Annotated in this window: 14 protein-coding genes; 8 read left to right on the top strand and 6 right to left on the bottom strand. The window is 62.4% G+C overall.

The window, feature by feature from the left end; translation table 11 throughout:
- The first annotated feature begins 42 nt into the window (after positions 1–42).
- Positions 43–1,596, top strand: coding sequence for a phospholipase D family protein (locus B2S33_RS09530; protein ID WP_028686771.1), 1,554 nt, complete (start codon positions 43–45; stop codon positions 1,594–1,596).
- Positions 1,597–1,606: 10 nt separating this feature from the next.
- Here B2S33_RS09530 and B2S33_RS09525 read toward each other — a convergent pair whose 3' ends face one another.
- Both B2S33_RS09525 and B2S33_RS09520 read right to left on the bottom strand, forming a co-directional pair.
- Entirely contained in the window at positions 1,607–2,746 is a 1,140-nt protein-coding gene (locus B2S33_RS09525; protein ID WP_027913375.1) for an MFS transporter, read from the bottom strand.
- Between the two features lie 181 nt (positions 2,747–2,927).
- The gene (locus B2S33_RS09520) at positions 2,928–4,421 is read right to left on the bottom strand and encodes an aldehyde dehydrogenase (RefSeq protein WP_023532569.1); all 1,494 of its coding nucleotides are present in this window, start codon (positions 4,419–4,421) and stop codon (positions 2,928–2,930) included.
- A 193-nt stretch (positions 4,422–4,614) separates the two neighbouring features.
- Between B2S33_RS09520 and B2S33_RS09515 the strand changes: the two genes are divergently transcribed.
- Positions 4,615–4,974, top strand: coding sequence for a cupin domain-containing protein (locus B2S33_RS09515; protein WP_028686773.1), 360 nt, complete (start codon positions 4,615–4,617; stop codon positions 4,972–4,974).
- Between the two features lie 83 nt (positions 4,975–5,057).
- Here the strand turns inward: B2S33_RS09515 and rpmG are convergent, their stop codons facing one another.
- On the bottom strand, positions 5,058–5,213 hold the full coding sequence (gene rpmG / locus B2S33_RS09510; protein WP_003253507.1) for a 50S ribosomal protein L33: 156 nt from the start codon (positions 5,211–5,213) through the stop codon (positions 5,058–5,060).
- 11 nt (positions 5,214–5,224) lie between these two features.
- Positions 5,225–5,461, bottom strand: a complete 237-nt coding sequence (rpmB, locus tag B2S33_RS09505; protein ID WP_003253504.1) for a 50S ribosomal protein L28 — start codon at positions 5,459–5,461, stop codon at positions 5,225–5,227.
- A gap of 361 nt (positions 5,462–5,822) precedes the next feature.
- Here rpmB and B2S33_RS09500 point away from each other — a divergent pair, with 361 nt between their 5' ends.
- The gene (locus B2S33_RS09500; protein WP_104926645.1) at positions 5,823–7,412 is read left to right on the top strand and encodes an ABC transporter substrate-binding protein; all 1,590 of its coding nucleotides are present in this window, start codon (positions 5,823–5,825) and stop codon (positions 7,410–7,412) included.
- A gap of 100 nt (positions 7,413–7,512) precedes the next feature.
- On the opposite strand, the gene radC is transcribed toward B2S33_RS09500, so the two are convergent.
- Positions 7,513–8,193 carry a RadC family protein gene (radC, locus tag B2S33_RS09495; RefSeq protein WP_028686774.1) on the bottom strand — a complete coding sequence of 227 codons (681 nt, stop codon included), beginning with the start codon at positions 8,191–8,193 and terminating at the stop codon, positions 7,513–7,515.
- Between the two features lie 123 nt (positions 8,194–8,316).
- Here radC and coaBC point away from each other — a divergent pair, with 123 nt between their 5' ends.
- The 4 genes from coaBC to argB all read left to right on the top strand — a co-directional run bounded on the left by coaBC (position 8,317) and on the right by argB (position 12,438).
- Positions 8,317–9,528, top strand: coding sequence for a bifunctional phosphopantothenoylcysteine decarboxylase/phosphopantothenate--cysteine ligase CoaBC (coaBC, locus tag B2S33_RS09490; protein ID WP_023532606.1), 1,212 nt, complete (start codon positions 8,317–8,319; stop codon positions 9,526–9,528).
- A 5-nt stretch (positions 9,529–9,533) separates the two neighbouring features.
- Positions 9,534–9,989: a dUTP diphosphatase gene (gene dut, locus B2S33_RS09485; RefSeq protein ID WP_027913372.1), complete on the top strand. Its 456-nt coding sequence runs from the start codon at positions 9,534–9,536 to the stop codon at positions 9,987–9,989.
- Positions 9,990–10,108: 119 nt separating this feature from the next.
- A complete protein-coding gene (locus B2S33_RS09480; RefSeq protein ID WP_288502191.1) occupies positions 10,109–11,500 on the top strand; it encodes a phosphomannomutase/phosphoglucomutase in 1,392 nt (463 codons plus the stop codon).
- Between the two features lie 29 nt (positions 11,501–11,529).
- Positions 11,530–12,438, top strand: coding sequence for an acetylglutamate kinase (gene argB, locus B2S33_RS09475; RefSeq protein ID WP_023532327.1), 909 nt, complete (start codon positions 11,530–11,532; stop codon positions 12,436–12,438).
- Positions 12,439–12,540: 102 nt separating this feature from the next.
- Here the strand turns inward: argB and pyrE are convergent, their stop codons facing one another.
- The gene (pyrE, locus tag B2S33_RS09470; RefSeq protein ID WP_027913370.1) at positions 12,541–13,182 is read right to left on the bottom strand and encodes an orotate phosphoribosyltransferase; all 642 of its coding nucleotides are present in this window, start codon (positions 13,180–13,182) and stop codon (positions 12,541–12,543) included.
- Positions 13,183–13,262: 80 nt separating this feature from the next.
- Between pyrE and B2S33_RS09465 the strand changes: the two genes are divergently transcribed.
- Positions 13,263–14,042 carry an exodeoxyribonuclease III gene (locus tag B2S33_RS09465; protein ID WP_023532406.1) on the top strand — a complete coding sequence of 260 codons (780 nt, stop codon included), beginning with the start codon at positions 13,263–13,265 and terminating at the stop codon, positions 14,040–14,042.
- Positions 14,043–14,074: the final 32 nt, after the last annotated feature.

Here is a 14,074-nt window from a genome sequence, read left to right as displayed (position 1 = left end):
ACTGTCCAACCCCAAAGCCCTGCTGCACAGGACGATCCACCGTTGAAACTCCAGCGAGCCCTACCCTTGCTGCTGACGCTGCTGCTCGGCGTCGGCGGCTGCGCCAGCGTCGATACGCCGCGCCAAACCAGCCAAGCCCTGCCGGCCGATGGCTCGGCGTTCGGCCGCTCGGTGTTGCGCCAGGCAGCACCTTATGAAGGCCGTTCCGGCTTTCGCCTGCTCCCCAACAGCAACGAGGCTTTCCGCGCGCGCGCCGAGCTGATACGCAATGCACAGGCCAGCATCGACGTGCAGTACTACATCGTCCATGACGGGCTCAGCACCCGCGCCCTGGTCCATGAACTGTTGCGGGCGGCAGACCGGGGGGTGCGGGTACGCATCCTGCTGGACGACACCACCAGTGACGGCCTGGATGCAATCATGGGCACCCTCGCCGCCCACCCGAACATCCAGATCCGCGTGTTCAACCCCCTGCACCTGGGACGCGCCACCGGGGTCACGCGCGCCATGGGCCGGTTGCTCAACCTGTCGCGTCAGCACCGGCGCATGCACAACAAGCTGTTCCTGGTGGACAACAGCATGGCCATCGTCGGCGGGCGAAACCTGGGCGACGAGTACTTCGATGCCGAGCCCAACCTGAACTTCACCGACATCGATCTGCTGGGTGTGGGCCCTATAGCAGAGCAGTTGGGACACAGTTTCGATCAGTACTGGAACAGCGCCCTGAGCCGCCCGATCACCGACTTCCTCTGGCACCAGCCCAATGCCAGCGACCTGCGCACCAGCCGCCATCGGCTGGAGGTCTCGCTGGCCGAAGCCAGAACTCGGCGCAAGGTCTTGTATGACCGCCTGATGGCCTATCAATCCCAGCCGCGGCTGGACACCTGGCGCAACGAACTCATATGGGCCCATGCCCAGGCGCTGTGGGACGCACCCAGCAAGGTGCTGGCCGATGACGAGCCTGACCCACAGCTGCTGCTGACACGGCAACTTGGCCCTGACCTGCGCGATGTGCGTCACGAACTGATTCTGGTCTCGGCTTATTTCGTGCCCGGCGAACCAGGGCTGCTTTACCTCACTCAGAGCGCCGACGCGGGCATTTCGGTAAAGCTGTTGACCAACTCGCTGGAGGCCACCGATGTGCCTGCCGTACACGGCGGTTATGCCCCTTACCGCAAGGCATTGCTGGAGCACGGGGTGAAGCTATACGAAATGCGCCGCCAACCCGGGGACCCCAGCGCGGGCAAGCTGAGTTTTCATGGCAGCTCCAATTCCAGCCTGCACAGCAAGGCGATCGTGTTCGACCGTCACAAGACGTTCATTGGCTCGTTCAATTTCGATCCGCGCTCGGTGTTGTGGAACACCGAAGTCGGCGTGTTGGTCGACAGCCCCGAACTTGCCGAATACACCCGTGCGCTGGCGGTGCAGGGCATGGCACCGGCCCTGAGCTACCAGCCTGAGCTCGTCGGCGGCAAGCTGGTCTGGGTGACCGAGGAGGACGGACAGCGGCGGGTGCTCACGTCAGAGCCTGGTAGCCTGTGGCGGCGGTTCAATGCCTGGATCAGCAAGGCGGTCGGGCTGGAAAAGATGCTCTAGCGCTGCGCAGTCACGCCGCCGCAGGCTCGAACGCTCCGGGCCGCCGGGTCAGCACCACAAGCCCAGCGGCGCCTGCTGCCATCAGCAGCGGCAAGGCGTGCCCACTGATCCACTGGCTACCCGCGCCGGCCAGCAACGGCCCCAGCAGGCAACCGATGCCCCACAGCTGGGCCACGTGGGCATTGGCCCGCACCAGGGCATCGTCTCGATAGCGCTCACCGATCAATACCAGCGACAAGGTGAACAACCCACCGGCGCTTGCGCCGAACAATACCCACACAGGCCAGATCGCCCAGGTGTGCAACAGCAGGGGGATGGCAAGGCTCGACCCCAACAATGCCGAGGCGCAACCGGTGAACAGCGCGCGCCGCGACATGTGGTCCGCCAGTGCGCCAATGGGCAACTGCAGCACCGCATCGCCGACCACCACCGTACTGACCATGAACAACGCGATTTCCGTGCTCAGGCCCTGTTGCAGGCAGTATATCGGCAGCAGGGTCAGGATCATGGCTTCGAACGAAGCGAACAATGCGATGGCCCAGGCGATCACGGGCAGCCTTCTGCAGAAGGCAAACAGGTCGGCAAAGGTGACATTGCATGCTTGCGTAGAGGGCGCGCCACCGCGGCCCAGCAACAGCAAGGGCGACACCAGCAGCAGACCGGTCGCCGCCCAAAAGCCGAAGTCGTCGTCCGACCCCAGCATGCCCAGCACCAACGGCCCTGCCAGTTGGCTCAGCGCATAGCTACTCCCGTACAGGGCTACCAGCCGTCCGCGCCACTGCTCGACCACCAGTTGGTTGATCCAGCTCTCACCCAGCACGAACACCACGGTCAACGCCATGCCGATCAACAGCCGCAGCAGCAACCAAAGCGGGTAGCTTGGCAGCAGGGCCAACAGGCCGATGGACAATGCCCCGCCCCACAGGCACAGGCGCATGGCCGCAGGCACGCCTACCCACCCGGCAAGACGGCTGGCTAGGCTGGCGCCGGCCAGCACGCCCAGAGCAGGCATGGCGGCCATGACACCAATGGCGAAGCCGCCATACCCCCAGGCCTCCAGACGCAAGGACACCAACGGCATGCTCACACCCAATGCGAGCCCGACGCTCAGCACCGACGCCAGCACGGCAAAATAGGTTCCCCAACGCATGACGGCCTCCCAGGCAGCATTGTTGTATGACAGAAACAACGAAGCCGGGACGGTATGAGCCGCCCCGGCCAGTGGTGGAGTGTCCGCCCCGCGTGCAATCGAGCTGCCTCAGGCCCTGCTCAGCTCGCAACAGCGATACCAGGCCCTTGGAAGCCGAATTGCCTGCTACAGGCTGCTGGAATTACAGCTTGATCCAGGTGGCCTTGAGCTCGGTATACTTCTCCAGCGCGTGCAGCGACTTGTCACGGCCGTTGCCCGACTGCTTGAAGCCACCGAATGGCGCGGTCATGTCGCCGCCATCATATTGGTTGACCCAGACACTGCCGGCGCGCACGGCGCGGGCCGTCCTGTGCGCCTTGGAAATGTCCGAAGTCCAGATGCCCGCCGCCAGCCCATAGGGTGTGTCGTTGGCGATGGCAACCGCCTCTTCGGCCGTGTCGAAAGCAATCACGGACAGGACGGGGCCGAAGATTTCTTCCTGGGCGATCTTCATGGCATTGGTCACGCCATCGAAGATGGTCGGCTCGACGTAGGTGCCGCCGGTATCTTCCAGCGTCCGCTTGCCACCGGTCAGCAGCTTGGCACCGTCCTTGTGGCCGGCCTCGATGTACGACAGCACGGTATTCATCTGCTGGGTATCGACCAGGGCACCAACGGTGGTCTGCGGGTCCAGCGGGTTGCCGGGCTTCCAGGCCTTGAGGGCCTCGACCACCATGGGCAGGAAGGTGTCCTTGATCGAGCGCTCCACCAGCAAGCGAGAACCTGCGGTGCACACTTCACCCTGGTTGAAGGCGATGGCGCTGGCAGCAGCCTGGGCGGCGGCCTCAAGGTCGGGCGCGTCGGCAAAGACGATGTTCGGGCTCTTGCCACCGGCTTCCAGCCAGATGCGTTTCATGTTCGATTCGCCTGCATACACCATCAGCTGCTTGGCGATCTTGGTGGAACCTGTGAATACCAGGGTGTCGACGTCCATGTGCAGGGCCAGGGCCTTGCCCACGGTGTGGCCATAGCCAGGCAGCACGTTCAGCACACCTGCCGGGATGCCGGCTTGCACCGCCAGCTGAGCGATGCGAATGGCCGTCAGCGGCGATTTCTCGGAAGGCTTGAGCACAACCGAGTTGCCCGTAGCCAATGCGGGGCCCAACTTCCAGCTCGCCATCAGCAGCGGGAAGTTCCACGGGACGATGGCACCCACCACGCCTACCGGCTCGCGGGTGACCAGGCCCAGTTGATCGTGAGGCGTAGGAGCGACTTCGTCGTACACCTTGTCGATGGCTTCGGCTGTCCAGTGAATGGCATTGGCAGCGCCTGGGATATCGATGCTGGAGGCGTCACCGATTGGCTTGCCCATGTCCAGCGTTTCAAGCAGCGCCAGCTCTTCCACGTTCTTGCGCAGCAGGTCGGCGAAGCGGATCAGAATGGCCTTGCGCTTGGCCGGAGCCAGCTGTGACCATACGCCCGAATTGAAGGTCGCGCGGGCGTTTTCGACCGCGCGGTTGGCGTCGGCCAGGTCGCAGCTGGCAACCTTGGCCAGGAAGCGTCCGTCGACCGGGCTCAGGCATTCGAAGGTTTCACCGGATGCGGCATCGGTGTATTCGCCGTTGATGAAGGCGCGGCCTTCGATCTTCAGTTGCTGGGCACGTTGTTCCCAGTCTGCACGAGTCAGGGTGGTCATACGAAACTCCTCCTCTTGTTTAGGTGCAACGCTGCACTGAGGACTTGCAGGCGTTGTCGGGGTCCGGGCGTGCGACAGGCGCACACAGGCATGCAATACCCTAAACCAGCCCTTTCAAACTATCAATATATTTGACACTATCGGCTCAAACGCCCAGCGATGTTAATTTTATTGAACATACAGGAGCCCCCTCATGAGCATCGACAGCATCATCGACTTCGCCCAGGCCATTACCGAGGCCGAGCGCTATCGCCCCGCAGCCGAAAAGGTTCTCAAGGGCGAGCCGGACCAGGCCGTGTACAACCACTATGCAAGCCCCTGCGGGCAGTTTGCCGCTGGCGTCTGGGAGGGGGAAGTCGGCCAGTGGAAGGTCAACTACACCGAACATGAGTACTGCGAAATCGTGCAGGGCGTGTCGGTGCTGCGTGACGAAAAAGGCGCCAGCAAGACACTGCGTGCGGGTGATCGGTTCGTCATACCCGCCGGGTTCAAAGGGACATGGGAAGTGCTGGAGCCTTGCCGCAAGATCTATGCATTGTTCGAGCAGAAGTAACCCCTGGCCTGCCCACCCTTTCGGCCAGGCATAAAAAAACCCGCCTCTGTTCAGAGGCGGGTTTTTTTCAGGTCGCCGATCAATTACTTGATCTTTGCTTCCTTGTACACCACGTGCTTGCGAACAACGGGATCGTATTTCTTGATCTCGATTTTGTCCGGGGTGGTGCGCTTGTTCTTGTCGGTGGTGTAGAAGTGGCCGGTACCGGCACTCGAAACCAGACGGATCAATTCACGCATGATGCTCTCCCTTAAACCTTGGCGCCAGCTTTACGGATGTCAACCAGAACGGCATCGATGCCGCGCTTGTCGATGATGCGCATGCCTTTGGCGGAAACGCGCAGACGCACGAAACGCTTCTCGGATTCAACCCAGAAACGGTGGTGCTGCAGGTTTGGCAGGAAACGACGACGGGTTTTGTTGTTTGCGTGGGAAATGTTGTTCCCGGTTACTGGACCCTTACCAGTAACTTGACAGACTCTCGACATGACTCAGCCCTCTAAAACCACATGCCCAACCCGGCATGGGTTGGCCGCTTAATCTCTCAGTCTTTGGCGCCGAGGCGCCGTGATTCTGGAGGTCTTATCGACCGGATTCGCTGATGCGACAGGCCGAGCCCCTAGAAAAGAGCGCTGCTTTATACCAGAAAGACTCGATTGCAACAATACCTGATCAACATTCGAGCCGGGGCGAACCGCCGCGGGCGGCACGGCCGCAGGCCCTATCGGACGCTGACCGCTCGTCGCCAAGATTGTAAAAAAGAGTGTGGTCATTTTCCGGCAGTCACACTAGGGTAGGCCTTTTCCAGACTGCACTGGCAGATGGGCCACTGACAGCCAAGGAGCCACCATGCGTGCCGCCGCTCTTTCCTTATTGTTCACTTCCCTGCTTGCCGTGGGTGCAGCCCAGGCAGCGCCACTGAGCGTTTGCAGCGAAGCCAGCCCCGAAGGCTTCGACGTGGTGCAGTACAATTCGCTGACTACCACCAATGCCACGGCCGATGTCCTGATGAACCGCCTGGTGGAGTTCGATGCCGGCAAAGGCAAAGTGGTGCCGAGCCTGGCCGCCAGCTGGACGGTGTCGGCCGATGGCCTGGTGTACGATTTCACCTTGCGCGACAACGTGAAATTCCATACCACCGGCTACTTCAAGCCCAGCCGTACGCTCAATGCCGACGACGTGCTGTTCAGCTTCCAGCGCATGCTCTACCCCGCCCACGCCTGGCACAAGACGGCACCCGGCGGCTACCCCCATGCCCAGTCGCTGCAACTGGGCAGCCTGATCAAAACGATCGACGCACCAGCGCCCAATACCGTGCGCTTTACCCTCACCCACCCGGATGCGACCTTCCTGGCTACCCTGAGCATGGGCTTTGCCTCGATCTACTCCGCCGAATACGCCGACACGTTGCTCAAGGCAGGCACTCCCGAGAAGCTCAACAGCCAACCCATCGGCACCGGGCCATTCGTCTTCCAGCGATTCCAGAAGGATGCGGTGGTGCGCTATCGCGCCAACCCTGACTACTTTGCCGGCAAACCGGCCGTCGACCCGCTGATCTTCGCCATCACCACCGATGCGAACGTGCGCCTGCAGAAGCTCAAACGCAATGAGTGCCAGGTAGCCCTGTCGCCCAAGCCACTGGACATTGCCGAGGCCAGCCAGGACAGCAGCCTCAAGGTGGCCAGCACGCCAGCGTTCATGACGGCATTCATCGCGCTCAACAGCCAGCACCCACCCCTGGACAAGCCAGAGGTGCGTCAGGCCATCAACCTGGCTTTCGACAAACAGGCCTACGTGAAGGCTGTTTTCGAAGACTCGGCCATCGCGGCCAATGGCCCGTACCCGCCTAATACCTGGAGCTATGCCAAGGACCTGCCCGGTTACCCACTGGATGTGAAGAAAGCCAAGTCCTTGCTGGCCAAGGCCGGCCTGGCGGACGGCTTCAGCACGACGATCTGGACACGTCCTTCGGGTAGCCTGCTCAACCCCAACCCCAGCCTGGGCGCGCAGATGCTGCAGGCTGATCTCGCCAAGGTGGGCATCAAGGCTGACATTCGGGTGATCGAATGGGGCGAGCTGATCCGCCGCGCCAAGGCCGGCGAGCACGACCTGCTGTTCATGGGCTGGGCAGGTGACAACGGTGACCCGGATAACTTCCTCACCCCGCAGTTCTCCTGTGCAGCGGTCAAGTCCGGGACCAACTTCGCGCGGTTCTGTGACAATCGCCTGGACCAGCTGATCAGTGCCGGTCGCACCACCAATGATCAGAGCGTGCGCAGCCGGCTGTACCAGCAGGCGCAGACCCTGATCCAGCAGCAGGCGCTGTGGGTGCCATTGGCGCATCCGAATGCGGCGGCCCTGCTGCGCCAGGGTGTCGAGGGTTATCAGGTCAACCCGTTCGGCCGGCTGGACTTCAGCAAGGTGAGCGTGACCAAGTAAGCCCTGGCCACGCCTCGCCCTTGTCATGAACGGGGGAAGGCGCCCCTTCCCCGGTCATGACAGGTCGTCCTGGACAGCGCCGCTACCACAGCGGCGTGCCCTAAGCCACGACCCACCCGTGCTCGGCCATGGACAGCGGCTCCCCGTCGCCAATGATGATGTGATCCAGCACACGCACATCGATCAAGGCCAGCCCACGCTTGAGCGACAAGGTCAGGTGCACATCCTCCTTGCTCGGTTCGCTGTTCCCCGAAGGGTGGTTGTGACACAGGATCAGCGCCGCGGCGTTGTGCATCAATGCCCGTCGCACGACTTCCCGCGGATAGACACTGGCTCGGTCGATGGTACCCCTGAACAGAATCTCGAACGCCAGTGGCCGGTGCTTGGTGTCCAGAAACAGGCAGCCGAACACCTCGCTGGGTTCATGGCGCAGCATGGCCTTGAGGTAGCGTCGTACGGCCTGGGGGTCCTCCAACGCCGCTGCGCGGGTGATCCCCTCATCGAGGTAGCGACGACCGATTTCCAGCAATGCCTGCAGCTGTGCGTATTTGACCTCCCCTATGCCAGGCTCGCGCAAGACGGCCCGCCGATCGGCCTCCAGAAACGGCCGTAAGCCGCCAAAACGCACCAACAAGCCGCGCGCCAAGTCGAGCACGTTGTGCCCTGCAACGCCTGACCCCAGCAGCACAGCCAGCAGCTCGGCGTCAGACAGCACCGCCGCCCCACGCTGCAGCAGCTTTTCCCTTGGCCGATCCTGAACCGGCCATTCCCTGATGTTCATCGCGTCCCTGCCCTTGCTGCGGCCCATTTCGGCCCTGTGTTAATCTATTTGCCCTCGTACATGCGACGTTCTGCCGCACGCAGTTTCTGTCGCCGCCCGCTTTCACTGGAAAAAGGCAACCCTATGCAGCGGCTGTATCGCAAGCGCATCGTTCTTGGCGTCGGTGGTGGCATCGCCGCCTACAAGAGCGCCGAACTGATCCGCCGACTCCTGGAGCACGGCGCCCAAGTGCGTGTCGTCATGACCCGCGGTGGCGCCGAATTCATCACGCCGCTGACCTTGCAGGCGTTGTCCGGCCATCCGGTGCACCTGGACCTCCTCGACCCGGCAGCAGAGGCGGCCATGGGCCATATCGAGCTGGCCAAATGGGCTGATCTGGTGCTGATCGCTCCGGCCACCGCCGACCTCATGGCACGCCTGGCCCAGGGCATGGCCGATGACCTCTTGACGACCCTGGTGCTGGCCACCGACGCCACCGTCGCCGTCGCCCCTGCCATGAACCAGGCCATGTGGCGTGACGCTGCCACCCAGGCCAACCTCCAAGTGCTCAGGAGCCGAGGCATTCAGGTGTTCGGCCCTGCCTCGGGCAGCCAGGCCTGTGGCGACGTGGGCCTGGGCCGCATGCTCGAGGCCACCGACCTGGCCTGGTGCGCCGCCGAAAGCTTCAAGCGCCAGGCATTGACCGGCAAGCACGTGCTGATCACCGCCGGCCCCACTCAGGAGAACATCGACCCGGTGCGCTACATCACCAATCATAGCTCCGGGAAGATGGGCTTCGCCCTGGCCGAGGCGGCCGCCGAAGCCGGGGCTCGGGTGACCCTCGTGACCGGTCCCGTCCACCTGCCTACCCCCGACCGGGTCAGCCGTATCGACGTGGTCAGCGCGCGGGACATGCTGGCAGCCTGTGAGGCGGCCATGCCATGCGACCTGTTCATCGCTTCGGCGGCGGTGGCGGACTACCGCCCAGAGGTCATAGCGCCACAAAAGCTGAAGAAAGATCCTACGACTGGCGATGGCATGCTGCTGCAGATGGTGCGCAATCCCGATATCCTTGCCACCCTGGCCGGTCGCACCGACCGCCCTTTCAGTGTCGGCTTCGCCGCCGAGACCGAACACTTGCTCGATTACGCCACGCGCAAGCTCAAGGACAAGAACCTCGACCTGATCGTCGCCAACGATGTGGCCAACCCCAGCATCGGCTTCAACAGTGAAGAGAACGCCTTGACCGTGATCGATCGCCAGCAGCACCAGACCCTCTTCGCGCAGACCAGCAAGGGCAAGATCGCCCGTCAGCTGGTTGCCTTCATCGCCGAACGGCTCAATCAGGTTCAGTAAGTTACATGCACGCATTACAAGCCAAGATCCTCGACCCACGCCTGGGTACCGAATTCCCGTTGCCGCAGTACGCCACTCCGGGCTCCGCCGGCCTTGACCTGCGCGCGCTGCTCACGCAGGACACGGTGCTCGAACCCGGTCAGACGGTCCTGATTCCAACGGGCCTGTCCATCCATATCAGCGACCCGGGTCTTGCCGCACTCGTGCTGCCGCGCTCGGGCCTGGGCCACAAGCATGGCATCGTGCTGGGCAACCTGGTCGGGCTGATCGATTCGGACTACCAGGGCGAACTGATGGTGTCGTGCTGGAACCGCGGCACCACCGCCTTCACCATCGCTGTCGGTGAGCGTATCGCCCAGCTGGTGCTCGTGCCCGTGGTACAGGCGCAGTTCGAGATCGTCGAATCGTTCGATCAAAGCCAGCGCGGCGCCGGTGGCTTCGGTCACTCCGGCACCCGTTGAACCGCACATGAGCAAATTCGCCATGGATGGCGAACTCCGGGCCGCAACCTTCGTCCAAGCGCTCTGCGTGCGCCTGCAACCGAGCGCTTCTGACTGATGGGGTTTTCCAGATGAACGACATGGCCCCGGCGGGCCGCGCCCACTTGCCGCCTGGTATTTTTCGCGCTTATGACATCCGCGGCATCGTCGGCAAGACGCTGCACGCTGATACCGCCTACTGGATAGGCCGCGCCGTCGGCGCACAGAGCCTGGCCATGGGCGAACCCCAGGTCAGCGTGGGCCGCGATGGTCGCCTGTCCGGCCCGCTGCTCGTCGAGCCGCTGATCCGCGGCCTGGTCGCAGCAGGCTGCCATGTGAACGACCTTGGTCTGGTACCCACGCCGGCGCTGTACTACGCCACTCACGAACTGGGCGGCAAATCGGGCGTGATGCTCACCGGTAGTCACAACCCCCCGGACTACAACGGCTTCAAGATCGTCATTGCAGGCGACACCCTGGCCAACGAGCAGATCCAGGCGCTGCTCGGCCGCTTGCAGGCCAATGACCTGACCCTGGGCACAGGGCACGTGCAGCAGGTAGCGATTCTGGAGCGCTATTTCCAGCGGATCGTCAGTGACGTGAAGCTGGCCAGAAGGCTCAAGGTGGTCGTGGACTGTGGCAACGGCGTCGCTGGCGTGATCGCCCCGCAACTGATCGAAGCGTTGGGTTGCGAGGTGATTGCGCTGTTCAGCGAAGTGGATGGCAACTTCCCGAACCATCACCCCGACCCCAGCAAGGCGCAGAACCTTCAGGTGCTGATCGACACGGTCAAGCGCACGGGTGCGGACCTCGGCCTGGCATTCGACGGCGACGCGGATCGCGTCGGCGTGGTGACCGAGGCCGGCAGCATCATCTACGCCGACCGCTTGCTGATGCTGTTCGCCCAGGATGTCCTGGCTCGTAACCCAGGCGCCGAAATCATCTTCGACGTCAAGTGCACCCGACGCCTCATCCCCCTGATCGAACGATTGGGCGGTCGTACCCTGATGTGGAAGACCGGTCATTCGTTGATGAAGAAGAAGATGCATCAGACCGGCGCCTTGCTCGCAGGCGAGATGAGCGGTCATCTCTTCATCAAGGAACGTTGGTACGGTTTCGACGACGGCATCTACAGCGCTGCGCGCCTGCTGGAAATCCTCAGCAAGACCGAACAGAGTGCCGAAACCGTGTTCGCCGCTTTTCCTGATGATATTTCCACGCCGGAACTCAATATTGATGTGACCGACGAACGTAAATTCAGCATCATTGATGCACTGCAACGCGATGCCGACTGGGGTGACGCGCGCCTGACCACCATCGACGGTGTGCGGGTGGACTATGCACAGGGCTGGGGCCTGGTGCGTGCCTCCAACACCACACCGGTTCTGGTACTGCGCTTCGAGGCCGACAGCGACGCCGAGTTGCAGCGTATCAAGGATGTTTTCCGCACTCAGTTGCTGCGGGTAGAACCTGACCTGCAACTGCCGTTCTGACCGACTATCTGGCCTCACAGGAGCCCTGCATGACCCTCGATCGCGATGCCGCCACCCACGTAGCCGAAGTTCTGTCCGAAGCCTTGCCCTACATTCGCCGCTTCGTCGGCAAGACGCTGGTGATCAAGTACGGCGGCAACGCGATGGAAAGCGAGGAGCTCAAGACGGGCTTCGCCCGCGACATCGTGCTGATGAAGGCCGTGGGCATCAACCCGGTGGTAGTGCACGGGGGTGGCCCGCAGATCGGTGATCTGCTCAAGCGGCTTTCCATCGAAAGCCATTTCATCGACGGCATGCGCGTGACCGATTCGGCGACCATGGACGTTGTGGAAATGGTACTGGGCGGCCAGGTCAACAAGGACATCGTCAACCTTATCAACCGGCACGGTGGCAGCGCCATCGGCCTGACTGGCAAGGACGCGGAACTGATCCGTGCACGCAAGCTCACCGTCAGCCGCCAGACGCCGGAAATGACCACCGCCGAGATCATCGACATCGGCCATGTGGGTGAAGTGGTGAGCGTGAACACCGACCTGCTGAACATGCTGGTCAAGGGTGATTTCATCCCGGTGATCGCCCCCATCGGCGTCGGCATCAATGGCGAGTCCTACAACATCAATGCCGACCTGGTAGCAGGCAAGGTGGCCGAAGCGCTGCAGGCCGAGAAGCTGATGCTGCTGACCAACATCGCCGGGCTGATGGACAAGCAGGGCCAGGTCTTGACCGGTCTGACCACAGAGCAGGTCAACGAACTGATCGCCGACGGCACCATCTACGGTGGCATGCTTCCGAAGATCAAATGCGCCCTGGATGCGGTGCAAGGCGGCGTGAACAGCTCGCACATCATCGATGGCCGCGTGCCGAACGCGGTGCTGCTGGAAATCTTCACCGACAGCGGCGTGGGCACCTTGATCACCAACCACAAGTCGCTTTCCTGACCTGCCAGGCCTGTCGCCGCCAAGCCGGCGACAGGCCAGAACTGGCGACACAAAAAAGGCGACCTCAAACCGAGGTCGCCTTTTTCGCTTTCAGACCCTGGGTCAGATCCCGTACTGCGCCCGGTAGGCCTCGACCGCCGGCAGGTGCTGCTTGAGTTGCGGGTCGTCAGCCAGGAACTCCAGCACCTGGGTCAGCGAGACGATGCTGACCACCGGTATGCCGAAGTCTCGCTCCACTTCCTGGATGGCCGACAGCTCGCCATTGCCACGCTCCTCGCGGTTCAACGCGATCAGCACGCCAGCGGCGTTGGCCTGCTGCGCCTTGATGATCTGCATGACTTCGCGAATGGCGGTACCGGCAGTGATCACGTCGTCGATGATCAGCACATCGCCTGCCAGAGGCGCACCGACCAGGCTGCCGCCCTCGCCGTGATCCTTGGCTTCCTTGCGGTTGAAGCACCAGGGCACATCTTGCCCATGCTGGTCAGCCAGCGCGACGGCAGTGGTCGCGGCCAGGGGAATACCCTTGTAGGCCGGGCCGAACAGCACGTCGAACGAGATCTTGCTGTCGACGATGGCGGCGGCGTAGCAACGCCCCAGCTCGGCCAGTGCCGAACCTGTGTTGAACAGGCCAGCGTTGAAGAAGTACGGGCTGGTACGCCCGGACTTGAGAGTGAACTCACCGAAACGCAGGACCCCGCGATCGATGGCAAAACGGATGAAGTCGCGCTGATACGGCTGCATGGAAAGTCCCGGACACCACGGATTTAGCTAAATGGGTTGAGCTCGGGTATCATACACGCACGAGATTTATGGGGCCATTTATGCGGATCATCAGTGTGAACGTTAATGGCATTCAGGCTGCGGCCGAGCGTGGTTTGCTCAGCTGGCTACAAGCCCAGAATGCCGACGTCATCTGCCTTCAGGATACCCGCGCCTCGGCCTTTGAACTCGATGACCCAGCTTTCCAGCTCGATGGCTATTTCCTTTATGCCTGCGACGCGGAGGTGCCTGCCCAAGGTGGTGTGGCCCTTTATTCGCGCATGCAGCCCAAGGCAGTCATCACCGGCCTGGGCTTCGAGACAGCCGACCGTTACGGGCGTTACCTGCAAGCAGATTTCGACAAAGTCAGTATTGCCAGCCTGCTCCTGCCTTCGGGCATGAACGGGGATGAAGACTTGAACCAGAAATTCAAGTTGATGGACGACTTCGCCAAGTACCTGGACAAGCAGCGTCGCAAGCGCCGTGAGTACATCTACTGTGGGTCGTTCTATGTTGCCCAGCAGAAGCTCGACATCAAGAACTGGCGTGACAGCCAGCAGTCGCCGGGCTTCCTGCCGCCAGAGCGTGCCTGGATGGATGCCATCACCGGCGAGATGGGTTACGTGGATGCCCTGCGCGAAGTCAGCCGTGAGGGTGACCAGTACAGCTGGTGGCCGGACAACGAGCAGGCCGAAATGCTGAACCTGGGCTACCGGTTCGACTACCAGATCCTCACCCCAGGCCTGCGCCGCTTCGTGCGCAACGCGCGCTTGCCACGTCAGCCGCGCTTCTCCCAGCATGCGCCATTGATCGTCGACTACGACTGGACGCTGACTATCTGAACAACCAGTGGGGCTGCCTTGCAGCCCCACTT

It is taken from the genome of Pseudomonas sp. UBA5568, assembly GCF_002425525.1.
In the GTDB taxonomy this organism is placed as follows: Bacteria; Pseudomonadota; Gammaproteobacteria; order Pseudomonadales; family Pseudomonadaceae; genus Aquipseudomonas; species Aquipseudomonas fulva.
This window is presented reverse-complemented; position numbering and strand designations above follow the sequence as displayed.